The organism is Methylobacterium sp. J-026, from assembly GCF_022829585.1.
Taxonomy (GTDB): Bacteria; Pseudomonadota; Alphaproteobacteria; order Rhizobiales; family Beijerinckiaceae; genus Methylobacterium.
In genome coordinates, this window is the sequence record NZ_JAKSYC010000065.1 from 97,088 (window position 1) to 122,432 (window position 25,345).

Annotated in this window: 26 protein-coding genes; 16 read left to right on the forward strand and 10 right to left on the reverse strand. The window is 69.7% G+C overall.

Translation table 11 applies throughout. From position 1 onward, the window contains the following. Positions 1 to 9 precede the first annotated feature (9 nt). From MKK69_RS05785 to dprA, 5 genes are read left to right on the forward strand one after another with little or no spacing between them, the layout of a single operon-like run. Positions 10 to 489, forward strand: a complete 480-nt coding sequence (locus MKK69_RS05785; protein ID WP_243966763.1) for a DUF29 domain-containing protein — start codon at positions 10 to 12, stop codon at positions 487 to 489. Positions 490 to 499: 10 nt separating this feature from the next. Continuing rightward, positions 500 to 1,303: an imidazole glycerol phosphate synthase subunit HisF gene (gene hisF / locus MKK69_RS05790; protein ID WP_243966764.1), complete on the forward strand. Its 804-nt coding sequence runs from the start codon at positions 500 to 502 to the stop codon at positions 1,301 to 1,303. Beyond that, the gene (locus tag MKK69_RS05795; RefSeq protein WP_243966765.1) at positions 1,300 to 2,604 is read left to right on the forward strand and encodes a dihydroorotase; all 1,305 of its coding nucleotides are present in this window, start codon (positions 1,300 to 1,302) and stop codon (positions 2,602 to 2,604) included. The genes hisF and MKK69_RS05795 overlap by 4 nt, the downstream gene beginning before the upstream one ends. Then, positions 2,604 to 3,206 carry a glycerol-3-phosphate 1-O-acyltransferase PlsY gene (gene plsY, locus MKK69_RS05800; RefSeq protein ID WP_243966834.1) on the forward strand — a complete coding sequence of 201 codons (603 nt, stop codon included), beginning with the start codon at positions 2,604 to 2,606 and terminating at the stop codon, positions 3,204 to 3,206. The genes MKK69_RS05795 and plsY overlap by 1 nt, the downstream gene beginning before the upstream one ends. A 33-nt stretch (positions 3,207 to 3,239) precedes the next feature. Then, positions 3,240 to 4,451: a DNA-processing protein DprA gene (gene dprA, locus MKK69_RS05805; protein ID WP_243966766.1), complete on the forward strand. Its 1,212-nt coding sequence runs from the start codon at positions 3,240 to 3,242 to the stop codon at positions 4,449 to 4,451. Here the strand turns inward: dprA and ruvX are convergent. After that, positions 4,441 to 4,941 (reverse strand): Holliday junction resolvase RuvX, encoded by a 501-nt coding sequence (gene ruvX, locus MKK69_RS05810; protein WP_243966767.1) that lies wholly within the window; start codon positions 4,939 to 4,941, stop codon positions 4,441 to 4,443. The two genes, dprA and ruvX, sit on opposite strands and share 11 nt — an antisense overlap. Continuing rightward, complete coding sequence (locus MKK69_RS05815; RefSeq protein ID WP_243966835.1) at positions 4,938 to 5,507, reverse strand: SMI1/KNR4 family protein; 570 nt, start codon at positions 5,505 to 5,507, stop codon at positions 4,938 to 4,940. The genes ruvX and MKK69_RS05815 overlap by 4 nt, the downstream gene beginning before the upstream one ends. Positions 5,508 to 5,679: 172 nt before the next feature. Here MKK69_RS05815 and MKK69_RS05820 point away from each other — a divergent pair, with 172 nt between their 5' ends. The 5 genes from MKK69_RS05820 (at position 5,680) to gatB (ending at position 9,764) form a co-directional block, all read left to right on the forward strand. Further along, the gene (locus MKK69_RS05820; RefSeq protein ID WP_243966768.1) at positions 5,680 to 5,820 is read left to right on the forward strand and encodes a hypothetical protein; all 141 of its coding nucleotides are present in this window, start codon (positions 5,680 to 5,682) and stop codon (positions 5,818 to 5,820) included. Between the two features lie 148 nt (positions 5,821 to 5,968). Next, positions 5,969 to 6,256, forward strand: coding sequence for an Asp-tRNA(Asn)/Glu-tRNA(Gln) amidotransferase subunit GatC (gene gatC, locus MKK69_RS05825; protein WP_243966769.1), 288 nt, complete (start codon positions 5,969 to 5,971; stop codon positions 6,254 to 6,256). Between the two features lie 82 nt (positions 6,257 to 6,338). Continuing rightward, positions 6,339 to 7,817 (forward strand): Asp-tRNA(Asn)/Glu-tRNA(Gln) amidotransferase subunit GatA, encoded by a 1,479-nt coding sequence (gene gatA / locus MKK69_RS05830; protein WP_243966770.1) that lies wholly within the window; start codon positions 6,339 to 6,341, stop codon positions 7,815 to 7,817. Next, entirely contained in the window at positions 7,814 to 8,113 is a 300-nt protein-coding gene (locus MKK69_RS05835) for a hypothetical protein (protein ID WP_243966771.1), read from the forward strand. Before gatA ends, MKK69_RS05835 begins: the two co-directional genes overlap by 4 nt. Positions 8,114 to 8,291: 178 nt before the next feature. Then, positions 8,292 to 9,764: an Asp-tRNA(Asn)/Glu-tRNA(Gln) amidotransferase subunit GatB gene (gatB, locus tag MKK69_RS05840; protein ID WP_243966772.1), complete on the forward strand. Its 1,473-nt coding sequence runs from the start codon at positions 8,292 to 8,294 to the stop codon at positions 9,762 to 9,764. Between the two features lie 781 nt (positions 9,765 to 10,545). On the opposite strand, the gene MKK69_RS05845 is transcribed toward gatB, so the two are convergent. The 4 genes from MKK69_RS05845 to MKK69_RS05860 form a co-directional block, all read right to left on the reverse strand. Continuing rightward, positions 10,546 to 11,601, reverse strand: a complete 1,056-nt coding sequence (locus MKK69_RS05845; RefSeq protein WP_243966773.1) for an HlyD family secretion protein — start codon at positions 11,599 to 11,601, stop codon at positions 10,546 to 10,548. Next, the gene (locus tag MKK69_RS05850) at positions 11,602 to 11,796 is read right to left on the reverse strand and encodes a DUF1656 domain-containing protein (RefSeq protein WP_243966775.1); all 195 of its coding nucleotides are present in this window, start codon (positions 11,794 to 11,796) and stop codon (positions 11,602 to 11,604) included. It abuts the gene before it with no gap. 32 nt (positions 11,797 to 11,828) lie between these two features. After that, positions 11,829 to 13,862, reverse strand: a complete 2,034-nt coding sequence (locus MKK69_RS05855) for an FUSC family protein (RefSeq protein WP_243966776.1) — start codon at positions 13,860 to 13,862, stop codon at positions 11,829 to 11,831. 128 nt (positions 13,863 to 13,990) lie between these two features. After that, positions 13,991 to 14,290: a hypothetical protein gene (locus MKK69_RS05860; RefSeq protein ID WP_243966777.1), complete on the reverse strand. Its 300-nt coding sequence runs from the start codon at positions 14,288 to 14,290 to the stop codon at positions 13,991 to 13,993. Between the two features lie 240 nt (positions 14,291 to 14,530). On the opposite strand from MKK69_RS05860, the gene MKK69_RS05865 reads away from it, so the two are divergent. Beyond that, on the forward strand, positions 14,531 to 15,166 hold the full coding sequence (locus MKK69_RS05865; RefSeq protein WP_243966778.1) for a glutathione S-transferase N-terminal domain-containing protein: 636 nt from the start codon (positions 14,531 to 14,533) through the stop codon (positions 15,164 to 15,166). Between the two features lie 7 nt (positions 15,167 to 15,173). Here the strand turns inward: MKK69_RS05865 and MKK69_RS05870 are convergent, their stop codons facing one another. After that, positions 15,174 to 15,638 (reverse strand): DUF2147 domain-containing protein, encoded by a 465-nt coding sequence (locus MKK69_RS05870; protein ID WP_243966779.1) that lies wholly within the window; start codon positions 15,636 to 15,638, stop codon positions 15,174 to 15,176. A gap of 265 nt (positions 15,639 to 15,903) precedes the next feature. On the opposite strand from MKK69_RS05870, the gene ndk reads away from it, so the two are divergent. Together ndk and MKK69_RS05880 are read left to right on the forward strand one after the other, a co-directional pair. Continuing rightward, the gene (ndk, locus tag MKK69_RS05875) at positions 15,904 to 16,326 is read left to right on the forward strand and encodes a nucleoside-diphosphate kinase (protein WP_243966780.1); all 423 of its coding nucleotides are present in this window, start codon (positions 15,904 to 15,906) and stop codon (positions 16,324 to 16,326) included. A 168-nt stretch (positions 16,327 to 16,494) separates the two neighbouring features. Further along, positions 16,495 to 16,860 carry a hypothetical protein gene (locus MKK69_RS05880; protein WP_243966781.1) on the forward strand — a complete coding sequence of 122 codons (366 nt, stop codon included), beginning with the start codon at positions 16,495 to 16,497 and terminating at the stop codon, positions 16,858 to 16,860. A gap of 58 nt (positions 16,861 to 16,918) precedes the next feature. Here the strand turns inward: MKK69_RS05880 and purN are convergent, their stop codons facing one another. Next, positions 16,919 to 17,569 carry a phosphoribosylglycinamide formyltransferase gene (purN, locus tag MKK69_RS05885; protein WP_243966782.1) on the reverse strand — a complete coding sequence of 217 codons (651 nt, stop codon included), beginning with the start codon at positions 17,567 to 17,569 and terminating at the stop codon, positions 16,919 to 16,921. Beyond that, positions 17,569 to 18,648: a phosphoribosylformylglycinamidine cyclo-ligase gene (gene purM / locus MKK69_RS05890; protein WP_243966784.1), complete on the reverse strand. Its 1,080-nt coding sequence runs from the start codon at positions 18,646 to 18,648 to the stop codon at positions 17,569 to 17,571. Before purM ends, purN begins: the two co-directional genes overlap by 1 nt. A gap of 132 nt (positions 18,649 to 18,780) precedes the next feature. Between purM and MKK69_RS05895 the strand changes: the two genes are divergently transcribed. The 3 genes from MKK69_RS05895 to ppx all read left to right on the forward strand — a co-directional run bounded on the left by MKK69_RS05895 (position 18,781) and on the right by ppx (position 23,825). After that, positions 18,781 to 19,491, forward strand: coding sequence for a DnaA/Hda family protein (locus MKK69_RS05895; RefSeq protein ID WP_243966785.1), 711 nt, complete (start codon positions 18,781 to 18,783; stop codon positions 19,489 to 19,491). Positions 19,492 to 19,592: 101 nt separating this feature from the next. Next, on the forward strand, positions 19,593 to 21,989 hold the full coding sequence (locus MKK69_RS05900; RefSeq protein ID WP_243966786.1) for an RNA degradosome polyphosphate kinase: 2,397 nt from the start codon (positions 19,593 to 19,595) through the stop codon (positions 21,987 to 21,989). A gap of 282 nt (positions 21,990 to 22,271) precedes the next feature. Next, positions 22,272 to 23,825 (forward strand): exopolyphosphatase, encoded by a 1,554-nt coding sequence (gene ppx, locus MKK69_RS05905; RefSeq protein ID WP_243966787.1) that lies wholly within the window; start codon positions 22,272 to 22,274, stop codon positions 23,823 to 23,825. Between the two features lie 24 nt (positions 23,826 to 23,849). Here ppx and MKK69_RS05910 read toward each other — a convergent pair whose 3' ends face one another. Then, on the reverse strand, positions 23,850 to 25,292 hold the full coding sequence (locus MKK69_RS05910) for an acetamidase/formamidase family protein (RefSeq protein WP_243966788.1): 1,443 nt from the start codon (positions 25,290 to 25,292) through the stop codon (positions 23,850 to 23,852). Positions 25,293 to 25,345: the final 53 nt, after the last annotated feature.

Here is a 25,345-nt window from a genome sequence, read left to right on the forward strand (position 1 = left end):
GAGGCTTCGATGACGGCGGTGAAGGTCCGGCCGGTCCCGGCCGGAACGGCTTATGCGGACGATTTCTACACCTGGACCCAGGAGCAGGGCGCGCGTCTGCGCTCCGGCGACTTCTCGGCGCTTGATAGCGAGAATCTGGCCGAGGAGATCGAGAGCTTGGGCAAGAGCCAGTTCGACAGTCTGGTGAGCTTCTGGCGCATTGTGTTGCTGCACATGCTGAAGTTCGATCATCAGCCGGAGCGCCGAAGCCGCAGTTGGACGATCTCGATTCGGACCCATCGCAATAGAGCGGCGGACGTGCTTGAGGACAATCCAGGTCTTAAAAGTCGCGTTGCTCAGGCTATGGCGCGCGCTTATCGCGATGCGCGGGAAGAGGCAGCTGCCGAGACGGGTTTACCGTTGCATCTATTCCCGAAAGAATGCCCCTATACGTGGGAAGAGCTGCTGATGCGGCCTTTCTCTGCCGATCCAGAAAACACCCTGGACTGAAGAGCTGCCCGTGCTCAAGACCCGCATCATCCCCTGCCTCGACGTGAAGGACGGGCGCGTCGTGAAGGGCGTGCGCTTCGAGGGCCTGCGCGATGCCGGCGATCCGGTGGAGGCGGCCAAGGTCTACGACGCGGCCGGCGCCGACGAACTGTGCTTTCTCGATATCACGGCGAGCCGCGAGGCCCGGGGCACGCTGCTCGACATCGTCAGCCGAACCGCCGAGGCCTGCTTCATGCCGCTCACCGTCGGCGGCGGCGTGCGCGCCGTCGAGGATGTCCGGGCGCTGCTGCTCGCCGGCGCCGACAAGGTCGCGATCAACACCGCGGCGGTGAAGGACCCGGACCTCGTCGCCCGGGCGGCGGAGAAGTTCGGCGCCCAATGCATCGTCGTGGCGATCGACGCGAAGCGCGTCTCCGGCCCCGGCGAACCCGATGCCTGGGCGATCTTCACCCATGGCGGACGCGATCCGACCGGCATCGACGCCGTCGCCTTCGCGAAGCTGGTCGCCGGGAGGGGCGCCGGCGAGTTGCTGGTCACCTCCATGGACAAGGACGGCACCCGCTCGGGCTACGACCTTGCCCTGACGCGGGCGATCAGCGACGCGGTCACCGTGCCGGTGATCGCCTCCGGCGGCGTCGGCGGGCTCGACGATCTCGTGGCCGGCGTGGCCGAGGGCGGCGCGAGCGCCGTGCTGGCGGCCTCGATCTTCCATTTCGGACAGGCGAGCATCGCTGAGGCCAAGGCCCATATGGCGGCGGCCGGTCTCGCCATGCGTCTCGACGGCACGGCTTCATCGGCGAGGACGCCCCTGTGAGCAGCACCCTTCTCGCCAACGCGACCCTCCTCGATCCGGAGACCGGGCGCGAGACCGCCGGCGCGATCCTCGTCCGGGACGGTCGGATCGCCGACATCGCCGCCGGCGCGGCCCCCGGTGCCCCGGCTGACGTCACGCGGATCGACTGCGCCGGCCGGGTCCTGACGCCCGGGCTGATCGACATGCGCGCCTTCGTGGGCGAGCCGGGGGCGGAGCACCGTGAGACCCTGGCCTCGGCGAGCGCCGCCGCCGCCGCGGGCGGCGTCACCACCCTGGTCTGCATGCCGGATACCAACCCGATCATCGACGGGCCGGCCATCGTGGATTTCGTGCTGCGCCGCGCCCGCGACACGGCGAGCGTCAATGTCCTGCCCGCCGCCGCGATCACCAAGGGCTTGGCCGGCAAGGAGATGACCGAGTTCGGCCTGCTCAAGGAGGCCGGCGCCGTCGCGTTCACGGACGGGCTGCACGCGGTGGGCAACGCCCAGGTGATGCGCCGCGCCCTGACCTACGCAAGGGATTTCGACGCCCTGCTGATGCAGCATGTCGAGGATGCCGACCTCGTGGCCGAGGGCGTGATGAACGAGGGTGAACTCGCCTCGCGCCTCGGGCTGATGGGCATCCCCCGCGAGGCGGAGACCGTGATGCTGGAGCGCGACATCCGCCTCGTCCGGCTGACCGGCGCCCGCTACCACGCCGCCATGATCTCCTGCGCCGATTCGGTGGAGATCGTCCGCCGGGCCAAGCAGGACGGATTGCCGGTGACCTGCGGGGTCTCGGTGAACAACCTCGTGCTCAACGAGAACGACATCGGCCATTACCGGACCTTCTGCCGCCTCTCGCCGCCTTTGCGCGACGAGGCCGACCGGCACGCGGTGGTGCGCGGGCTCGGCGAGGGCGTGATCGACGTGGTCGTGTCCGACCACAACCCGCAGGATGTCGAGACCAAGCGCCTGCCCTTCGCGGAGGCCGCGGACGGAGCGCTCGGCATCGAGACCCTGCTCGGCGCCGCCCTGCGCCTCGTCCATACCGGCGATCTGGCGTTCCCCAAGCTCGTCGCCGCCCTGACGGTGAACCCGGCCCGGATCCTCGGGCGCGAGGCCGGGCGCCTCGCGGTCGGAGCACCGGCCGATCTGGTGCTGATCGATCCCGATCTGCCCTACGTCCTCGACAAGCGGCGGCTGAAGTCCCGCTCGAAGAACTCGCCCTTCGACGAGGCTCGCCTCCAGGGCGCCGCGGTCCTGACGCTGGTCGGCGGGCGGATCGTCCACGCGGTCGACGATCTGGCGGCTGCCGCTTGATGCTCGTGGATCTCGCCACTCCCGCCGCGCTCGGCGCCCTGGCCCTCGGCTATGCTCTGGGCGCGATCCCGTTCGGGCTGATCCTGACGCGATTCGCTGGGCTCGGGGACGTGCGGGCGATCGGCTCCGGCAATATCGGCGCCACCAACGTGCTGCGCACCGGCCGCAAGGGTCTCGCCGCCGCGACCCTGCTGGGCGATGCTCTCAAGGGCACGGTGGCGGTCCTGATCGCCAAGGGCCTCGGGGAGGGTCCCGCCCTCGCCGCCGGGCTGGGCGCCTTCCTGGGCCATCTCTTCCCGGTCTGGCTCGGCTTCAAGGGCGGCAAGGGTGTCGCGACCTTCATCGGCGTGCTCCTCGCCTTCAGCCCGCCGACGCTCGGGATCTTCGCGGCGATCTGGCTCGGTCTCGCCTTCGCGCTGAAATACTCGTCGCTGGCGGCCTTGGCCGCCTCGGCGGCGACGCCGCTGGCCCTGTGGGCCCTCGGCGCGCCGATGCAAGCTGTGCTGTTCCTGCTGCTGGGCGTGCTGCTATGGTGGAAGCACGCGCCCAACATCCGCCGGCTCGCGTCCGGCACCGAGGGGCGCATCGGCCAGAAGGGCTGAGCGCACGCGCGCGGCGCGGTCCTTGGGGGGTGCATGCAGCTCACCGATGCCCAGCGTCTCGACTGGCTGCGCCTGATCCGCACCGAGGGAGTCGGGCCGCGCACCTTCCGCACGCTCGTCAACCGATTCGCCGGTGCCGGTGCCGCCCTCGATGCCCTTCCCGACCTCGCACGCCGGCAGGGCAAGCGGCTGGAGCCCCCGACCCGCGCCCAGGCCGAGGACGAGCTGGCGGCCCTGGCCCGCCTCGGCGGACGGCTGATCGCCACCGGCGAGGCGGATTACCCACGCCTCCTCCAGCAGACCGATGCGGCGCCGCCGCTCCTGGCCCTGCGCGGCGCCGCAATCCTGAACCGTCCGGCTGTGGCCCTCGTCGGTTCGCGCAACGCCTCGACGGCCGGGCTCGCCTTCACGGAGCGGCTGGCCCGCGGCCTCGGCGAGGCGGGGCTGGCGGTGGTCTCGGGCCTCGCCCGGGGCATCGACGCCCGGGCCCACAAGGCCAGCCTGCAGACCGGCACCGTCGCGGTGATGGCCGGCGGTCAGGACCGGATCTACCCGGCAAGCCACGCCGCCCTGGTCGACGCGATCCTGGGGGAGGGCGGCGCCATCGTGGCCGAGATGCCGATGGGCTGGGAGCCGCGCGGCCGCGATTTCCCCCGGCGCAACCGGATCATCTCCGGCCTGTCCTACGGCACCGTCGTGATCGAGGCGGCGCGCCGCTCCGGTTCGCTCATCACGGCGCGCTACGCCCTGGAGCAGAACCGCGAGGTCTTCGCGGTCCCGGGCTCGCCCCTCGATCCCCGCGCCGAGGGCACCAACGATTTGATCCGCCAGGGCGCAACCCTCGTGTCCGACGTCGCACACGTGCTCGATGTGATCGGTCCGATCATCGAGCACGGCCCAGAGGCGGACGCCGCCCCCGTACGGGGGCGGCCGGACCTCCGAGATCAGCCCGACTTCTGGGACGAGATCGACCTCGATGCGCTGAACCCGGGGGAGCTGGGGGCTCGAGACATCTCACGGCCGCCCGTATCCGATTCGTTCGAGGAGCCGGACGATCCGCCCGAGCCCGTGGATGATCGCGCACGCATCGTCGCGCTTCTGGATCCGAGCCCGGTCGGAACCGACGCGCTGGCCCGCAGCGCCAATGTCGGGATCCGCGTCGTGCAGACCGTGCTGCTGGAACTCGAACTCGACGGGCGGATCGAGCGCCACGGCAGCGGCACGGTCTCGCTGGTTAGTCGTTGAGCGGATCGGCGTTGAAATCGACGTCGGCGACGTGGCGCATCACGTCGAGGCAACCCTGGAGAATGTAGGCGGCGGCGAGCTTGTCCACCAGTTCCCCGCGTCGGGCCCGGGACGCGTCGGCCTCGATCAGCGCCCGGGTCACGACCGCGGTCGACAGGCGCTCGTCGAAGAAGACGTGGGGCAGGGGCAGGATCGGCGCCAGGTTGCGCACGAAGGCCCGCGTCGACTGGACCCGTGGCCCCTCGCTCCCGTCCATGTTCAGCGGCAGGCCGACCACGAGGCCGCCCACCGCATGCTGGCGGCACAAGTCGGCGAGGCGCTGGGCATCCGGCGTGAACTTCACCCGGCGGATCGTCTCCAGCGGCGTCGCGATCTGGCGCCCCAAATCCGATAGCGCAAGTCCGATCGTCTTGGTGCCGAGATCGATGCCGATCAGCCGCGCCCCACCCTGCGAGGCGGCGGCGAAGGCGCGTAGCGCGTCGTGGTTCATGATTCCGCCTGCCCGCTCCGGCCCAGGATCGCCGCCGAGACACCCTCGAACCGGGCGGGCAGGGGCTCCATACCCGGTCCGAGAATCAGCGCGGCGGTGGGGCCGGTGACCTGCGAGAAGAAATCGAAAAGGGTCTCGCCGCCGAACCGGACCGTCTCCAGATCGGGCGCGAGCAGCCAGATATCGTATTCCGCGCCGCTGCCGGACACGTCCCAGAACAGGAAGCTGCCGTCCTCGGCATGGCCGAAGAAGCAGGCGCGCTCGACGATCCCCGGGTCGCCATCCTCGACATCGAAACGGTGCGGCTCCGCCGCGTCCTCCAGCAGTCGCACGGCGGCGCCGACGCTGTGGGCGATGACGCCGGCCTGCGTGATCAGGTCGCTCGCCTCGAAGGGGGCCGGCACGGCGATCCTGATGTGACCGCCGGCCACGCCGACACCGCAGGTCCGACAGAAGTCGCGGTAGGAATCCGGAAGGGGAAAGCCCAGCTCCGCGGCCGCGCGATCGAGCGCCGCCGCGTCCGGCGCGAATCCCGGCACCAAGCTGGTGAACACCCGCTCCCACATCGGTTCCGCTCCTTCATCCACAGGCATGCCGCACTCCGTAGATCGCCCCGGATGCACGCGGAGCGGTTCGCGATTAGGTAGGTTAAAGCTTCGTTAAACCACCGCTCGGGGTCACACCTTGTCGACGATCGGCCCGCTCTCCCGTTCAGCAGCATCCCGGGCCGCCCCGGCCATGGCCCGCAAGCACCGCCTGATGCTGCTGCTCGCCTTCGAGATCCTGGTCCTGGGCTTTGCCCAGGCGCTGGTCCAGCCCCCCCGGCGACCCGGGGTCACCATCGAGATGTCGGTGACGCCGCACCACGTCGTGACCTGAGACCGGGACCGGATCGCGCGCGGCTGATCGCCCGGGGCGGCGCCGGCCCGGTGACCGCGTGCCGCCCGCGTTGCGGCCGATCGGAGCCCGGTGCTATAGGCCGGCCGATCCCGGGAGGCCGCTCCCGGACCAGGACGAACGGGACGGCATGTCGGTCGACGAGAAGACGGTTCGGCGCATCGCGCATCTGGCGCGTATCGCGGTCACCGACGACGAGGTCGGTCCGCTGCAGGGCGAACTCAACGCGATCCTGGCCTTCGTGGAGCAGCTCGGCGCGGTCGACGTCTCCGGCGTCGAGGCGATGACCTCCGTCACCCCGATGGCGATGAAGAAGCGTGCGGACGTCGTCACCGACGGTGGCCGCGCGGCCGACGTGGTCGCGAACGCCCCCGAGACCGAGGACAATTACTTCCTGGTTCCGAAGGTGGTCGAGTAGGCGCTCGGCTCGGAGCTTCGGCCCGGACCTTGCGGACCGGATTTTGTGCGGACGCGCCGCGGCGCGCGGGGACGTGAACAGCGTGAATCCGAACGAACTCACCCTGGCCGAGGCGCGCGACGCCCTCAAGGCGAACCGGATCTCGGCCCGCGAGCTGACGCAGGCGCATCTCGACGCGATCGGGAAGGCCCGCATCCTCAACGCCTTCATCCGGGAGACGCCCGACCGGGCCCTCGCGATGGCGGATGCTGCGGACGAAAAAATCGCCGCCGGCGAAGCCCGTCCGTTGGAGGGGATTCCGCTTGGGATCAAGGACCTGTTCTGCACGGACGGGGTGATCACCACGGCGGGGTCCAAGATCCTGGAGACCTTCGAACCGCACTACGAATCGGCCGTCTCGGCCAATCTGTGGCGCGACGGCGCCGTGATGCTCGGCAAGCTGAACCTCGACGAATTCGCCATGGGCTCGTCGAACGAGACCAGCGCCTACGGCAACGTCGTCTCGCCGTGGCGGCGGGCGGGCTCCGACGCGCCGCTCGTGCCCGGCGGCTCCTCGGGCGGTTCCGCCGCGGCAGTCGCCGCGCGGCTCTGCCTCGGCGCCACCGCCACCGACACCGGCGGCTCGATCCGCCAGCCCGCCGCCTTCACCGGCACGGTCGGAATCAAGCCGACCTACGGGCGCTGCTCGCGCTGGGGCACCGTGGCGTTCGCCTCCTCGCTCGATCAGGCCGGTCCGATCGCCCGGACGGTGCGCGACTGCGCGATCCTGCTCGGCTCGATGGCCGGCGCGGACGCCCGGGACACGACCTGCGCCGACCTGCCCGTGCCCGATTTCGAGGCCGCGGTCTCCCGGGGCGTGAAGGGGCTGACCATCGGCATCCCGAAGGAGTACCGGGTCGACGGCATGCCGGCCGAGATCCAGAAGCTCTGGGACGAGGGGGCGGCGTGGCTGAAGGCGGCCGGCGCCACCATCCGCGACATCTCATTGCCCCACACGTCCTACGCGCTGCCGGCCTACTACATCGTCGCCCCGGCCGAGGCCTCCTCGAACCTCGCCCGCTACGATGGCGTCCGCTACGGCCTGCGCGTCCCCGGCAAGGACATCGCCGGGATGTACGAGAACACCCGCGCGGCCGGCTTCGGTCGCGAGGTGAAGCGCCGGATCATGATCGGCACCTACGTGCTCTCGGCGGGCTACTACGACGCCTACTACGTCCGGGCGCAGAAGATCCGCACGCTGATCAAGCGCGACTTCGAGGCGGCCTACGCCTCCGGGATCGACGCGATCCTCACCCCCGCCACCCCGTCGGCCGCCTTCGGCATCGGCGAGAAGGCCTCGGCCGACCCGGTGGAGATGTACCTCAACGACGTGTTCACCGTGACGGTGAACATGGCCGGGCTGCCGGGCATCGCGGTCCCGGCGGGGCTCGACGGTCAGGGCCTGCCGCTGGGTCTCCAGCTGATCGGCCGACCCTTCGACGAGGAGACGCTGTTCGCGGTCGCCCAGGTGATCGAGGATTCGGCCGGGCGGACCAAGCTGCCTGAGCCGTGGTGGGCATGACCGTCCCGTATTATCCCTGGACGGTCTGGATCTGGGCCGGGTTCGATCCGGCGCTGATCGTGGTGGCGGTCTATCTCGGCTGGACTGCGAGCCAGTTCGGCAAGGTGTTCATCGCGGCGATCGCGGCGCTCGGCTTCTCGGTGCTGTTCTCCTGGGCGGTGAGCGCCGCCGGCATCCCCTGGCCGGCGCCGGTCACCCATGACGGGCCGACCTTCTTCCCGGTCCGGGCCCTGGCGGCGCTGCTCTGGGCGATCCTCGGCTACGGGGCACGGCGCGCCGTCGGACGCCGCGCTTGATTCTTGTCGCGAGCGGCCCGTAATTGACCGAACGACACCCGCTTCCACCCGCGCCCTCATCCTGAGGCGCCCGCGCGAGCGGGCCGCGAAGGAGCCCTCCTTCGAGGCCGCTGCGCGACACCTCGGGATGAGGGTGGGAGTGGGAAGCCCCTGACAAGCCTTTCCGGCCCGGACGATCATGAACGCACCTGTCGACCCCAAGAAGCTGATCAAGGGCGGCCTCCACGATTGGGAGGTGGTCGTCGGCATGGAGGTCCATGCCCAGGTTTCCAGCCGGGCGAAGCTGTTCTCTGGCGCCTCCACCGAGTTCGGGGCCGAGCCGAACGATCATGTCTCGCTGGTCGATGCGGCGATGCCCGGCATGCTGCCGGTGATCAACGCCGAATGCGTTGCCCAGGCGGTGCGCACCGGGCTCGGTCTGAAGGCGCAGATCAACCTGCGCTCGGTCTTCGACCGGAAGAACTATTTTTACCCGGATCTGCCGCAGGGCTATCAGATCTCGCAGTACAAGGACCCGATCGTCGGTGAGGGCGAGGTGCTGGTCGACATGGCCGACGGCACGGCGATCACGGTCGGCATCGAGCGCCTGCACCTGGAGCAGGATGCCGGTAAGTCGCTGCACGATCAGGACCCCCTGCGCAGCTTCGTCGACCTCAACCGGTCGGGGGTGGCGCTGATGGAGATCGTCTCCCGGCCGGACCTGCGCTCGTCGGAGGAGGCCAAGGCCTACGTCACCAAGCTGCGCACGATCCTGCGCTATCTCGGCACCTGCGACGGCGACATGGAGAAGGGTTCGCTCCGCGCCGACGTGAACGTCTCCGTGCGCCGCCCAGGCGAGCCGCTCGGCACGCGCTGCGAGATCAAGAACGTCAACTCGATCCGGTTCATCGGCCAGGCGATCGAGACCGAGGCGCGCCGCCAGATCGCGATCCTGGAGGACGGCGGCACGATCGATCAGGAGACCCGCCTGTTCGATCCTAGCAAGGGCGAGACCCGCTCGATGCGCTCGAAGGAGGAGGCGCACGATTACCGTTACTTCCCAGACCCGGACCTGTTGCCGCTCGAGTTCGACCAGGCCTACGTCGATGCGCTGGCTGTCGGCCTGCCGGAACTGCCGGACGCCAAGAAGGCGCGGTTCGTCACGGATTACGGCCTCTCGCCCTACGATGCCGGCGTGCTCGTGGCCGAGCGGGCTTCGGCTGACTATTACGAGGCCGTCGCCAAGGGCCGGGATGGCAAGGCTGCAGCCAATTGGGTGATCAACGAGCTGTTCGGCCGCCTCAACAAGGAAGGCCTGTCCATCGAGGCGAGCCCGGTCTCCGCGAGCCAGCTCGGGGCGATCGTCGACCTGATCGGCGAGGGTGTGATCTCGGGCAAGATCGCCAAGGACTTGTTCGAGATCGTCTGGACCGAGGGTGGCGACCCGCGTGCCCTGGTCGAGAGCCGTGGCCTAAAGCAGGTGACCGATACCGGAGCCATCGAGGCGGCGATCGACAAAATCATCGCGGCCAACCCCGACAAGGTCGCCCAGGCCAAGGAGAAGCCGACCCTGCTCGGCTGGTTCGTCGGCCAGACCATGAAGGCCACGGGCGGCAAGGCGAACCCGGCGGCGGTGAACGCGCTGCTCAAGGACAAGCTCGGGATCGCCTGAGCCGCCGGCGCGTCGTCATCGCTTCGGGTCCCGGGCATGGGCGGCTGATCCGCTCGAGTCCGGACTCCGGCTGAAGCCTGATGCTTGGGCCACGACGATACCCCGCCGCGGCGCCGCCGGGCAGGTGGGTGGTCGGATGATGCAATCTTGGGTGACGAGACCGCGGCGGAACGGCTCGAATCGGGGCTTTTCGCGCATTCGAAGGCGTGCCGTGTCGGCCGCTTCTGCGCCCCTGGAGCCGCTTCCGTCCGGCTGCTCGTATCGTGCCGCTAGGCCCCGGGCCGAACCGATCCCGGATCCGTCTAGGCGGCGTTCCGCTGCGGTGGAGTCATGCCTGTCTCCTCCAGCTTCAGCCGACCGTCACCGTTACGAAACCTGATAAGATCAAGGTTTCCGGCCGGTCCGTGCCTGCATTCGCGAAGCACATATAAAGACTGCGCCCGTCTCGGCGACAGGTCAACATGGAATTCTCCGAGAGAATGCTTTTTGCCCCGGCGCGAGTGGCGTTCCGCAACGCTTTAGCCGGCGGCTCAAGGGCTTGGATCGCTTCCGCGGCGTTGCAGAAACTTCAGTGGCGCCCCATTGATTTGCCGTCGCTCTTATCGTTCTCGAGCTGAAACCGGATGTCCCTTCGAGAGGTTCATCCGTGTCGCCGCGCCGGTCGAGCGTCGGCCGACCTTCGCCGTTCACGCGTCTGCGGTGCCAAGCCGTCCGAATCGGGCCGGGATTGGCGACAGATTCAGGATCGGAACGTTCGACACCGCTGCCATTGAAGGCGCTATCAACGCCGCTGCGCCTCGACCGTGGGCGTGGCCGCCGAATCGGTCAGGGCGGAGACGCGCGCGCGCAGGTCCATGAACCAGGTCGGCGCGGGCGCCCGGCCGCCATTGACCACCACGGTGGCGGTCATACCGGCGATCAGCGGGACCTCCGGCGGGACATGGTCGATGCGGATGCGGACCGGGACACGCTGCGCCAGCCGCACCCAGGTATAGACCGGATTGACGTCGGGCAGGCCCTGCGTGCTGGAGGCGGCGTTCGCCGTCGAGATGCCCAGCGTGATGCTCTCCACCGTCCCGGCCAGGTGCGGGTCGAAGCCCATCAGCTTGACCTCGGCCCGGTCGCCCACATGGATGTTGGGCATCTTGGTTTCCTCGAAATAGCCGTCGATCCAGAACGAATCGGTGTCGACCACGCTGATGTTCGAGGTTCCGGTCCGAGCGTAGTCGCCGACCCGCATCAGCAGGTTGGTGACGCGTCCGTTGACGGTGGATTTCACCTGGGTGCGTTCGAGGTTGATCTTGGCCTGCCTCAGCTGCGCCTGCGCGCTTTCCAGGGCCGCCGCGGCGATCTTCGCGGTGCCGGCATATTGCTGCTTCTCTTCGATCGAGGTCGAGACCGTGGTCAGCGCCTGCCGTCTGGCCGATTGCGCATTCTTGACCTGGAGATCGGCCTCGCGATTCTGGACTTCGGCCTCGGCCGAGGTCACCGAGACCTCGAAATCGACCGGATCGATCACGTAGAGCACGTCGCCCTTATGGACGGTCTGGTTGTCCCGGACCCGGACGTCGACGATCTGGCCGGCGACCTGCGGGGCGATGTTGGCGACTTGCACCCGCACGGTCCCGTCCCGCGTCCAGGGCGCCGCGACGTAGAACTCCCAGACGTAAGCCGCCGCCGCCACGGCGACGAGCAGGATGAAGGCGGTCGCGGCCAAGCGGAAGACCTTGGCGGCCCGGCCCCGGCGCGGGACGACCGGCATGAGATCGGCGTGATCCGTCCTCCCCTCGCGGTGCGCGGGCTTGGGATCATCCTCGTCGGCGGTGGTTTCGGACATTCAGATCAACGCGATGAGGACAGCGAGAACACAGACGTAGATGCCGGCCTCGGCCAGTGGCGCATTGGCAACGTAGCGGCTGAAGCGGATGCGGGCGAAGAACCAGCGCAACAGGAGGAGGATGACGAACGCCGCCAGGGCATATCCCACGAAGGAGGAGATCAGGACCCCGCCGATGTGAATGTCCTCGTACATGACCGTGCCGAAAATCCCATCTGCTGAAGACGTTAGAACGGGGCGATGTCGAGACGGTGGAGGAACGTCCGGTGTCGGGCGACGGTTCGCGCCGCGCTTACGAGGTCGCTGGCGGCCCGTGCCGTCGTGAGGCGGACGATCCGATCCTGCCGGGATGCAGCGCGGATCAGTGCGCCGGCCGCCGATTCGAGGGCGCGATCGTCCCCCGCCGCCAAGCCCGAGCGGGCCCGCAGGATCGCGTCGCGTAACGCCGCCGCCGGCCACAGCCGGCGCAGCTCGGCATGGGCGCGGGCGGCGGCCGATTCCAGCCGGGCGAGCGCGAAGGCGTGCGAGAGACTGGCCCGCCGCACCGCGCCGCTCCCGGAGCTGTAGCCGGCGAATTGGAACAGCCGGTCCGCGTTCAGGCTGGTGCGCGTGGTCGCGTCCCCACCCTCGCCGACGAGGGCGTCCGCCAGGGCCCGGCGCGCAGAATCCAGGGCAAAAATCCGCTGCTGCGCCGGCGTGACCGGGATCAGGATGCGCACGAGGATCGACAGGACGACGGCCGCGACCACGACCAGGAACCCGTTCAGCAGGAAGGTCTGGGCGTCGTAGGTCTGCGGGTTCGACGGGCCGAGCAGCACCGGGAAGAACACGATCAGGATGAAGCCGATGCCGAAGGTCTTGGGGTTCAGCGAGAGAAAGCAGCCGAGGAAGATCACCGGCGCCATCGCCATGGCGAGCATCGGGAAGCCCTGGACGCCGTTGAGGAACACGAACCGGGCAATCCCGGCGAAGGTCGCGGCGAGGCACATCCCGACGACCACGCCGTTGGCAAATTTCTTGGGATCGGGTGTCGTCGACGACAGGGCCGCGGTGGCAGCGACCTGGACCAGGGCGAACGAGGCCTGGGGCAGGCCGAGGGCGACGAAGGCCGCGGCCGTCGCCGCGAAACCAAGGGCCACCCGAAGGGCGCCGCGCAGGGCCACGGGGAAATCCCGGTGCGTGGGCAGCGTGGCGTCGCGCAACGGTCGGTGGCCGTCGGCCACGGCGCCGATCCCGTCCTGGGCGAAGGTCGCCGCGCAGACGAAATCGAGGGCGCGTTGAAGTACCACGACCTCGTCGAGGGGCCGGCGCCCGTCGCGAATCGCGTCATCGACCAGGTCGCGCAGGCGCTCGTCATCGCGGTCGAGGGACTCCGGATCGGGCGCGTCGGCCACCCGGCGGCAGATCGCCATGGCCTCCGCGACCGCGGGGCCCGGGTTCCGCAGGCAGGCGGCCGCCGCCGCCACGGTGCGGATCGATGCGGCCATCACGTAGAGCGCCGCGATGCAGCTGCGCGCGCCGGCTGCCCGGAAGGGACCGTCGTCGAGTTCCCCCGCGATGGCACTGGCATCGGCCCGCATGGGCGCGATCGTCCGGATCAGCGCGGCGGTGCGCGGCGCGCCGAGATCGCCCTCGTCCAGGGTCTCCCGGGCATAGGCCCGCGTCCCGTCCCAGGCCTCGCGCAGGCGCGGCAGCAACGCCCGCCACGTGCTCGGCGAGGCCAGCGCGTCGTTGATGAAGGTGATCGCCACGATCCCGAGGACGATCACGGCCACGCGGGAAACGGCGGCGTCGAAGGCCCCCTGCGGATCGTCGATTTGTCCGAGGGCGATGATCGCCACGGTGTAGCCCGACAGCATCGCCCCGTAAGCGCGGGTGTCCTGGAGGTACTGCGCCACGAACACGCACAGTCCGAGCCAGACCGTGAAGCTCAGGAGCAGCAGGACTCGATCCTGCCCGAACAGTGCCACGAGCACGATCGACACGAATGCACCGATCAGCGTGCCGAGGAGCCGGTACACAGCCTTGGAGATCGCCTGTCCGCGCTTCGGCTGAGCGAGGATCGCCACGCAGGTCGCCGCCGACGAGGCGCTGTCCAACTGGAGCCAGAAGGCGGCACCGAGCGCCACTATCATGGCGATCCAGATGCGCAGGGCGAAGGCCCAGGCCGCCGGCTTGGGCACCCAGGCGTCGAGGAACGCGATCAGGCGGTCGGCGACGGAGCCGGAAGACCGGTCCGCGCCGGCTGCAGCCTCAGCCATGCCGGCCCCGGCCGTGCCCGATGCTGGCTATCCGCCGGCGCGGCGAGCGGTCCGTCATGGTGCGTCTCCCCGGTGATCCCTGTTCCGGCGATAGGAACACACGAGCAGCGCGACGGTTCGCGACCGTCTCAAGCCTTGTCGCCGCCCTTCAGGCGCTTGTTGCACTTGCTCCAGTATTGCGGCCATTTCGGCCCCTGAGCGGTCTTCTGCACGTCGGTCAATGCGCGCCACTCGGCGCCGCAGGTCTTCTGACGCGTGCGCGCGGCGGCCTGACCGGGGCTCGGTTCCTTCGCGCCCGGGGCGCTCGGCGCCGCGGCAGGCGCCTCGGCGGCGGCCGGTGCCTTCGCGGGCGCCTCCTTGGCCATCACGGGCTGCATAACGAGCAGCGGCACGGCCAGGGCCGCAAACCTCACAAGTCGGTCGATCATCCTCGAATCCCCCCACGCGCCGCTTCGGCGCCCGGGCGCGGAGTTTCGCCGCTGACCGGCCGGCCCGGCAAGGGTGTACCGCACACTGCCAACAGGCGCGGCGATCGATCTCGCAATCGTGAGCGTGGCGGCGGCGTTGCCCTTGAGCGCGGCCGGGAAATCGTCTTCACTGCCGGCATTGTCCGAACCCGGCCCAGGAGCGCCGCGCCGCCGACGGTTCGGTCGAGGAGCAGATTGAGCATGGCAGCGGTGTCGGGGCGTCCGATCGACGTCCATACCTGGAGCACGCCGAACGGCTGGAAAATTCCGATCATGCTGGAGGAGTGCGGGCTCCCCTACCGGATCGTCCCGGTGGATATCGCCAAGAACGAGCAGTTCGCCCCCGACTTCCTGGCGATCTCGCCCAACAACAAGATCCCCGCCATCGTCGATCCGGACGGGCCGGGCGGCCAGCCGATCTCGGTGTTCGAGTCGGGCGCGATCCTGCAATATCTCGGTCGGAAGACCGGTTGCTTCTACCCTTCGGACGAGCGCGCCCGCGTCGCCGTGGACGAATGGCTGTTCTGGCAGGTGGCGGGCTTCGGGCCGATGCTGGGGCAGACCCACCATTTCAAGATCTACGCGCCCGAGAAGGTCCCGTACGCGATCGAGCGGTTCACCGCCGAGGCCAAGCGTCTTTACTGGGTCTTGGAGCGCCGCCTCGCCGGCCGGGCCTATCTCGCCGACGACTATTCCATCGCCGACATCGCGACGATCACCTGGGCGAAGCTCAACTTCAAGCAGGGCGTCGATATCAGCGCGCTGCCGAACGTGACCCGCTGGCTGGAGGCCGTGCTGGCGAGGCCGGCGGTCCAGCGCGGCCTCGCGGCGATCTGACGAGCGGTCAGTTCTTGTTGGCGGCCTGCTGGTTCACATCCGGCACCCGCGTCCAGGTCTGGGAGCCGCACAGGATCCGCAGCATGCAGCCGGAGACGCTGAGTTCAGCCGCGCTCTCGCGCTCGAGGCTGACCGTGTAGATCTTGCCCTCCTCGACGTTGTAAAGTTCGCCGGTGAACTTCTCGTCGTCGGGCTTCAGGCCGTCGATGAGCTGCAGGCCGATCACCGGGCGGCTGCGCTTCTTCGGATCCGGGTTCTTCAGATCGGTGCGGGGGGCGCCGGCCTCGGTGGTCGGCGTCTTCAGCCAGACGACCTTCCCGCAGACGAGCGTCTGGCCCGGCCCGCACCGGTCGATCCGGATCTTGGCGCGGCCGTCTCCGGTCAGCCAGGTGCCGGAGGGGTCCTTGGCGGTGTCTGCGGCGGCGGCGGAAAGGCCGGCGAGGAGCAGGGCGGCACTGAAGGCGAGGCGCATGGTTCGTCTCCGGGGAAGGGGCGTCGCGGACGCCCGGGGGATGGACGAAGTCGATGGACACGACAGAGCCGTCGCATTCAGGCGATTTTTCGGCGGTGTTGCGGCGGAGCCACGGCCACGCTTGCCCCGGGGTCTGCCCAGCGCCGCTTGAGACCGTAGGGGCCGACCGCTATAAGCCCGGCGCCGAAGCGAAATTTTCGCTCCCCAGGCGCGTCGGGGATCCCGGCACGCCATCCGCCTTTTCCACAGACAGACCGGACGCACCATGGCCACCGAGCGCACCTTCTCGATCCTGAAGCCCGACGCCACGCGGCGGAACCTGACCGGCGCGGTCAACGCGGTGATCGAGGAGGCGGGCCTGCGCATCGTCGGCCAGCGCCGCATCCACCTGAGTCAGGCGCAGGCCGAGACGTTCTACGAGGTCCACAAGGAGCGCCCCTTCTTCGGCGAACTGGTCAGCTTCATGACCTCCGGCCCGGTGGTGGTCCAGGTCCTGGAGGGCGAGAACGCGGTGGCGAAGTACCGTGAGGTCATGGGCGCCACGAACCCGGCCCAGGCCGCGGACGGCACGATCCGCAAGAAGTTCGCGGAATCGGTCGGCGAGAACACCGTCCATGGCTCGGACAGCGCCGAGAACGCCAAGATCGAGATCGCGCAGTTCTTCCAGGATTCCGACATCGTCGGGTGATCCCGGGGACGGTGGCGGGGCGGGCACACCGCCCGGCCATCGTCCGGCGTCGCGTCCGGCCACGGGGCAAATGCCGCCTTGTGTGTCCGGCCGGCCATTGACGGGGCGGAGCCCGGAAGCGTCCAACGGCTGACTTCAGATACCTCAGCCCGTTGGACCCTGACGACCATGACGCTACGCCGCCTGCCCCTCCTGATCGCGACCGGCCTCGTCGCGCTCGGCGCGACCGCCGCCCTCGCGGGCGGATCCTCGGCCCCATTCCAGCAATACGAGCCGGATCCGGCGCTCAGGAGCGCCACCAAGGCCAATCTCGAAGGCCGCGTCCGCCATGCCTGCACGATCGTCCAGGCCCGCCTGACCAGCGCCACCGAGGCGTCCCTGGAGCGCCCCTGCGGCTGCTACGCCCGGCAGACCCTGCGCAGCCTCGACGAATCCGAGATCGAAGCCTACCGGGCCACCGGCTATTTCAACGATTCCGCGCGCGCCAAGGCGCTGTCGGCGCTGGACAGTTGCAAGCTGCAGCGGCCGATCTGAGACGGCCCCGGGGCACCGCCCCGGACCCCGCCGAAGGGGCCGTCCCCTCGCGGTCCCGCTAGAGGCTGAGGAGCGCTCCGTCAGGAGCCTGGGCAGCGAGGATGACGCGGCCGCCTTCGAGCCATGCCTGGCCGCCCGCGACCAGAGCCAGCACTGCGGGGTAGAGCCGGCGCTCCTGCACGATCACCCGGTCTGCGAGGCTGTTGGGATCGTCGTTCTGGCGGACCGGGATCGCCGCCTGCGCCAGGATCGGACCGGCATCGAGTTCCGGCACGACGAAATGGACCGTGCAGCCGTGCAGGCGCACCCCGGCGTCGAGGGCCTGCCTGTGCGTGTGCGTGCCCTTGAACAGGGGCAGCAGGGATGGATGGATGTTGATCATCCGCCCCGCCCAGCCGGCCACGAATCCCGGCGTCAGGATCCGCATGAAGCCCGCCAAACAGACCAGATCGACCGCGGCGGCCCGGAGTTCCGCATCGAGGGCGGCATCGAAGGTGGCGCGGTCCGGATAGGCCCTGTGGTCGATCGCCCGTGCGGGGATGCCGGCCTCCGCCGCCCGGACGAGGCCTGCCGCGTCCGGCCGGTTCGACAGGACCAGAACGATCTCGGCCGGGAAGGTCGGATCCCGGGCCGCCTCGATCAGCGCCACCATGTTCGAGCCGCGGCCCGATATCAGGATCGCGACCCGTCTCTTCCCGCCGCCCGCCATCAGAGCGCGAGACGTCCGCGGAAGGTTACGGGTTCGGACCCGCGCGGGGTGATCCGTCCGAGGCGCACCGGCGTCTCGCCGGCCCGCGTCAGGGCCTCGTCGACATCGTCGACCGCGTCGGCGGCGGCAATCACCACCATGCCGATCCCGCAATTGAAGGTGCGCAGCATCTCCGGCTCGGCAACAGCGCCCTCCCGGGCAAGCCAGCCGAACACCGGCGGCGGGGTCACCGCGTCGAGGTCGATGGCGATCCCGACATCGTCCGGCAGGACCCGGGGCAGATTGTCTGGGAATCCGCCGCCGGTGATATGGGCGAGGGCCCGGATGCCGTCCGTGGCGCCCAGAGCTGCGAGCAGGGGCTTCACGTAGATCCGTGTCGGCGCCAGCAGCGCCTCGCCGAGGCTCTGCTCCGGCGCGAACGGCGCGGGCGCGTCCCAGCTGAGTCCGGTCTTGGCGACGATCCGGCGGACCAGGGAGAAGCCGTTGGAATGCACCCCCGAGGACGGCAGGCCGAGCACGACGTCACCGGGGGTGATGCCCGGCCGCGGCAACAGCGTGCCGCGCTCGGCGGCCCCCACGGCGAATCCGGCGAGGTCGTAGTCGGAGCCGTCGTAGAGGCCCGGCATCTCCGCGGTCTCGCCGCCGATCAGCGCGCAGCCGGCCTGGCGGCAGCCCTCCGCGATGCCGCGCACGATGTCGGCACCGACCCCCGGCACCAGCTTGCCGGTGGCGTAGTAGTCGAGGAAGAACAGCGGCTCGGCACCCTGGACGATGATGTCGTTCACGCACATCGCCACGAGGTCGATGCCGATCGTGGCGTGGCGCCCGGTCTCGATGGCGATCTTGACCTTGGTGCCGACGCCGTCATTGGCCGCCACCAGGATCGGGTCGTGAAAGCCCGCAGCCTTCAGGTCGAACAGGCCGCCGAACCCGCCGATCTCGGCATCGGCGCCGGGGCGCCGCGTCGAGCGCACCAGCGGCTTGATCGTCTCGACCATGGCGTTGCCGGCATCGATGTCGACACCCGCCGCCGCGTAGGTCATCCCCGTCGTCGGCTCTCCGCCGTCCTTGGCCGTCATGCCCGCGCCACCTCGGTGATTGCTGGGCCCGCTCTAGCGGCTAACCGCGCGTTGCGCGAGTCGGCACCGGTTGGACCTGCCGGGGCGGACCGGCCCTTGACCTGCGCGGGTCCGGGGTGATCCTGCGCCTTCATGCCTGAGAATGCTCCACCGCGGCAGCTCGCCTTCGACTTGCCGCTCGATCCCCGTTACGGACGCGAGGACTTCCTCGTGGGGCCGGCGAACGAGGCCGCCTATGCGCTGATCGAGGCCTGGCCGGACTGGCCGGACCGCGTGCTGGTGCTCACCGGCCCCTCGGGCAGCGGGAAGAGCCATCTCGCGGCGATCTGGGCCGAGCGCGCCCATGCCTGGACCCTCCCGGTCGCCGAGGTGAACGCGGACGCGGTCCAGCACCTCGTGTCGAACGGGGCGCTGGTGATCGAGGATATCGACCGGGCGCAGAGCCGGGACGAGGCGGCCCTGTTCCACCTCCTGAACCGGGCGCGCGAGCGGGGATGCCCGGTGCTGCTGACCAGTGCCACCGGCATCGACGCCCTCGGCCTCGCGACGCCGGACCTGCGCTCGCGCCTGCGCCTGGCGCCCCGGATCGCCATCGCGGAGCCCGACGACGCCCTGCTGCGCGCCGTGCTGGTGAAGTTGTTCGTCGACCGTCAGCTCGTGGTCGATCTGGGCGTGATCGATTCGCTGGCCCTGCGGATAGACCGCTCCCTCGGCCGGGCCCGGGACGTCGTCGCCGAGCTCGACCGCGATGCCCTCGGACGCCATCGCCGGATCAGCCGGCCGCTCGCCCTCGCCGTGCTGCGGCGTATGGGGCTGGATGAGGAGGCCGAACCGGGCGGTTGAGGCGGAAACCTGTGCCCGTCATGAAATCGTCGTGATGGTCGCCGGTGTACGATGTAGAACGCCGCCGCAGCGCGATGGCACGAAGAGGGACGGGATCGGGGATGGATTCGACGCAGAAGCCCGTGGACCGCGAAGCCGCCGATGAGGCCGCGGAGCCCCGTCGGCGTCCGGCGGCCAATCCGACGCCGCGGCGCGCTCCGGTCGCCCGGCGCGCGCCGGCAGCCGCCGCGCAGACCGCGACCGCTCCGGCGGCGACGGGCGCTGCCCAGGACACGAACGATGAATGGCCGGCCGTCGCGCAGCCCGAGGCGCCCGAGGAACCCACCGCCGACGTGGCGCGGGAGACGGTGCTGGAAGCCGGGCGCGCCCTGCGGCACACGCCGGAGCGGTTCGTGAACCGCGAATTGTCTTGGCTGCAATTTAACCGTCGCGTGCTTGAGGAGGCGTCGAATCCCAATCACCCGCTGCTGGAGCGGCTGCGCTTCCTGTCGATCTCGGCCAACAACCTCGATGAGTTCTTCATGGTTCGGGTGGCCGGGCTGATCGATCAGGTCCGCGCCGGCCTCACGGTCCCGTCCCAGGACGGACTGTCGCCCACCGAGCAGCTGGTGCGCATCGGCACGGAGGTCTCTCGTCTCGCCGCAGACCAGCAGGCGCGCTGGCGCGAGCTGCGCGAGGAGCTGCACACCGCCGATATCGACATCGTCGAGCCGGCCTCCCTGTCGGCGGAGCAGTCGAGCTGGCTCGAGGAGTATTTCCTCAACCACGTCTTTCCGGTCCTGACGCCGCTGGCGATCGATCCGGCCCATCCGTTCCCGTTCATCCCGAACCTCGGCACCACCATCGCGCTGATGCTGGTGCGTCCGAAGGATGGCCGGGTGCTGCGCGCCCTGATCCGCCTGCCCGGCGTCATCGACCGGTTCGTGCGCCTGCCGGTGAGCGACAGCGAGACCGCCGCGCGGCTGATCCCGATCGAGCAGGTGATCGGGATGTTCACCGGCCGGCTGTTTCCCGGCTATCTGGTCCGGTCGAGCGGCGCCTTCCGGGTCGTGCGTGATTCCGATCTGGAGATCGAGGAGGAGGCGGAGGATCTCGTCCTCCATTTCGAGACGGCGCTCAAGCAGCGCCGCCGCGGCGTCGTGATCCGCCTCGAGGTCGAGGCGGGGATGTCGGAGGACCTGCGCAGCTTCGTGACGGACGAGCTGGAGATCGCCCAGGACGCGATCTTCCTGGTGGAGGGCATGCTCGCGCTGAACGAGCTGTCCCAGGTGGTGGGGATCGACCGGCCGGACCTGAAGTTCAAGCCCTACAACCCGCGTTTCCCGGAGCGCATCCGCGAGAGCGGCGGCGACGTGTTCGCGGCGATCCGGCAGAAGGACTTCATTGTCCACCACCCCTACGAGTCCTTCGACTCGGTGGTGCAGTTCCTGGCCCAGGCGGCCCGGGACCCGAACGTGGTGGCGATCAAGCAGACCCTGTACCGGACCTCGTCGAACTCCCCGATCGTCGCGGCGCTGGCGGAGGCGGCCGAGCTCGGCAAGTCCGTGACCGCCCTGGTGGAACTGAAGGCGCGCTTCGACGAGGAGGCGAATATCCGCTGGGCGCGCAACCTAGAGAAGGCCGGCGCCCAGGTGGTGTTCGGCTTCGTCGAATTGAAGACCCACGCCAAGCTGTCGCTGGTGGTCCGGCGCGAGGGCGACAAGCTCGTCACCTACTGCCATGTCGGCACCGGCAATTACCATCCGATCACCGCGCGGGTTTACACGGACCTGTCGTTCTTCACGGCGGACCCGGCGATCGCCCGGGACGTGTCGCGGATCTTCAACTTCATCACCGGCTACGCCGAGCCGGCCGAGCTGGAGCGGATGGCGGTCTCGCCGCTGACGGCGAAGAACCGGCTCCTGGAGCATATCGAGGCAGAGGTGGCGCACGCGAAGGCTGGCCGCCCGGCCGCGATCTGGATCAAGTGCAACTCCCTGGTCGACGCGCAGATCATCGACGCGCTCTACGACGCCTCGGAGGCGGGCGTGCAGATCGACTGCGTCGTCCGCGGCATCTGCTGCCTGCGGCCGGGCATCCCGGGCCTGTCCGAGACGATCCGGGTGAAGTCGATCGTCGGGCGCTTCCTCGAGCACGGGCGCATCTACGCCTTCGGCAACGGCGTCGGCCTGCCCCACCCGAAGGCGACGGTCTATATCTCGTCCGCCGACCTGATGAGCCGAAATCTCGACCGGCGGGTCGAGGCTTTGCTGCCGATCACGAACCCGACGGTGCACCAGCAGGTGCTCGACCAGATCATGCTGGCGAACCTCCTCGACAACCGCCAGAGCTGGCGCCTGCTGGCCTCGGGGGGCTGCGAGCGTGTTCAGCCGGCGGAGGGCGAGGAACCCTTCAACGCGCATAAATACTTCATGACGAACCCGAGTCTCTCGGGCCGCGGCAAGGCGTCGAAGAAATCCAGCCCCCGGGCATTGAGCCGGCGGGCGCAACGCGCCTGAGCGCCCCCCGTGCGCAACAGGCTCGACAGGTTTCGCAGAAACGCCCTCCGGTTCTGCGTGAAGAACTTGCGCACGATCCAAGATCTGCGCAAACGAAGGGCCCGTCTGCGGACGCAACGGCGCGTCGTTTCCGTATCGCAGCCCCGGATTCCCGTTCGTCAGGCGGCACGGGACATGACGGATCTCGGGTCGACCTCGATTGCAACGCGATCGGCCACGGCTCTAGATTGCACGGGCGGTCCGCCGGACGGGCCTGCCGCTCTCGATCAAGGACACGGACGTTTGGGCAGCCCTGGCGCCAATCTCATCCTCGCGCATTCCGCGGACCGGGCTGTGCGCGCCGCGCACGCCCCGGTGGCGATCGTCGATATCGGCTCGAACTCGGTCCGGCTCGTCGCCTATGACGGCCTGAGCCGGGCGCCGACGCCGTTGTACAATGAGAAGGTGCTTTGCGGCCTGGGACGCAACGTCCTGACCACGGGCCGGCTGAACGAGGACGCGGTCGCCCGGGCACTCACTGCCCTGGCTCGATTCCGGGTGCTCTGCGAGACGATGCGGGTGTCGCGGGTGTTCGTTCTCGCCACGGCGGCCGCCCGGGATGCCGAGAACGGCCCCGATTTCCTGCGCGCCGCGGAAGCGGCCTGCGGACAGGAGATCCAGCTTCTGTCCGGCCGGCGCGAGGCCGAACTCTCGGCCTTGGGCGTGATCTCCGGCTTCCACGCGCCGGACGGGGTCGTGGGCGATCTCGGCGGCGGATCCCTGGAACTGGTGGATGTCCGCGGTACCGTGGTCGGCCAGGGCGTGACCATGCCCCTCGGCGGCCTCGCCCTTCAGGATCTCTCCGGCGGCTCGGTCAAGAAGGCCGCCAAGATCGTGCGCGAGCACATGCGCAAGGCCGCGCCGCAGCTCGAAACCCTGCGCGGGCGGACCTTCTACGCGGTCGGCGGCACGTGGCGCGCCCTGGCGCGGCTGCACCAGGCCGCCCGCGGCTATCCGGTCCACGTGATGCACGGCTACACCGTCGAGCCCTCCGACGAGCTCAGCTTCCTGCAGGTCGTCGAGCAGACCGACATTGCCCTGCTCCAGGACGTCGAGACCATCTCCGAGGCCCGGCGCCCGCTCCTCGCCTATGGGGCTGCGGTGCTGGAGGAGATCATCCGGGTCGGCCGCCCGCGGGAGGTGGCGATCTCGGCTTCGGGCGTCCGGGAGGGCCTGCTGTTCGAGCAGCTCGACCGCGACGCCCGGCTGATCGACCCGCTGCTCGCCTCCGCGGCGGAGTTCAACACCCTGCGCTCCCGCGCGCCCCGGCACGGCGAGGAGCTGATCGCCTGGACGGACCGGTTCGTGACGACCCTGGACGGCCACGAGACCGCGGACGAGCGGCGCCTGCGGCACGCGGGCTGCCTGCTCTCGGATGTCGGCTGGCGGGCCCATCCCGATTACCGCGACGAGCAGAGCATCGCGGCGATCCAGAACGCCGCCTTCGTGGGGGTCGATCATCCGGGACGGGCCTATCTGGCCCTCGCGGTCTCGCTCCGGCACAGCGGGCTCGCCCCCGAGAAGGCCAATCCGATCCTGCGCGGCGTCGCCGGGCCGCGCCTGTTCGAGCGGGCGCGGCTCCTCGGCGGCCTGCTGCGCGTCGCCTTCCCGATCTCGGCCGGGATGGACGGGGCGCTCGGCCGGGCACCGCTGACGGTCGAGGACGGGCGCGTCACCCTGCGGCTGCCGCGGGACTGGGCGGCCCTGAGCGGCGACCGCCTGCTCAACCGCGTCCGCGGCCTGGGCCGCACCGTCGGCCTCGAAGGCCGGATCGCGATCGCAGACGATCCGGCCTGACGCGCCGCAGGGGCCGGATCGCGATCAGGCGGCCCGGTCGGCGAAGATCGCCTTCTTGACCACCGCGTGGACGCCCCAGTTGCCGTCCACGACCTGCGTGATCCCGAAATCCACTGCCACAGACATCAGCGAGATCGCCTCGTCCTCGGTCAGCCCCTTCGCGTGCATCAGGAACTGGCGCATCTTGCGGAAGGCGTCGCGCATGGCGAGGTCGATGGAGGATTTCTGGAAGATCTCCGCCTGGGCGTCCGGGCCGAGGTCGCGGAGGTAGTTCGGGTAGCTGAAGCCGGACAGGACCCAATCCTCGCGGGTCTCGATCATCGGGAAGTCGAGGGCTTCCAGCGGCGAGCCGGGCAGGTCGGCCTTCTTGTGCAGGACGAATTGGAAGGTGCCGGTGAGCGAGCACTCGATCGCCGTCCCGCACAGCTCGGAATCGCCCTGGCTGGCATGGGGATCCCCCACCGAGAACAGCGCCCCCGGCACCGCGACGGGAAAATAGAGCGTCGCCCCCTTGCCGATCCGCCAATTGTCGATGTTGCCGCCGGTATAGCTCGGCGGAATGGTGTTGACCCGGTCCGCCTCCGCGGGCGCCACCCCCATCGTGCCGAAATGCGGGCGGATTGGCACCCGGATGCCCTTCAGGACCTCGAAGGTCTTCTGCGTCTTCGTGTGGTCCACCGGCAGGCCGGGATAATCGATGGTCGGGTGCGTGACGCCGAACGGGTCGGTGACGCCCGGCCAGCGGAAGCTGTAGACCGCCCGCGCCCAGTCGCGCTCGCCGGTGGCATCGACCTCGTAGATGGTCACCACCTCCCGGGGTTTGTCGCCGGTGATCAGGTCCTTGTAGTGGAAGCCCCACCACGCCGCCGCGTTGCTGCCGAAGGCGAGACCCTTGTATTGCGGGTTGGCGCAGGGCCGGGGCGCCACGTCGAGGATGCGGACTTCCAGCACGTCGCCGGGCTCGGCGCCGCGGATCGCCACCGGACCGGTGCAGATATGCACGCCGAGGCCGCCGCCCGGGCCGATCTTGGCGTCCATCGGGCCGGCACCGCGGGGGGAGACGGCCATCCTGTCCTTGGTCCAGAGATAGACGCTCTCGGCCCCCGGATCGCCGGCGATCATCCGCTCGGCATCGTCGCTCGCCTGGTGGGTGAGCGTCTCGATGGTGACGAAGTCGCCCGAGCCAATCTCGACCTGCGGCTTGAGGCTCCGGCTGAAGAAGCCCCAATGCACCGTCTCGGCGTTGGCCGGCAGGTGATAATGCGCGGTCGCCGCGAACTTGGCGCCGGCAGCCTGCGCGAGGGCCGGGCTCACCAGAGACGCGCCGCCGGCTGCGAAGGCGGCGGCCGCACCGGTCGCCGCGAAGCCGCTCTTCAAAAAGGCGCGGCGCTCCGGTTCCAGGTCGTACCGGAACCGTCGCCGGTGCTCTTCGAACGCCTGGCAGGTTGGATCATCGCCCGCGCACATGGAGCCTCGCTTCCGCCGACCGTATGTCCCGGACGCGGACAAGCAATTCGACG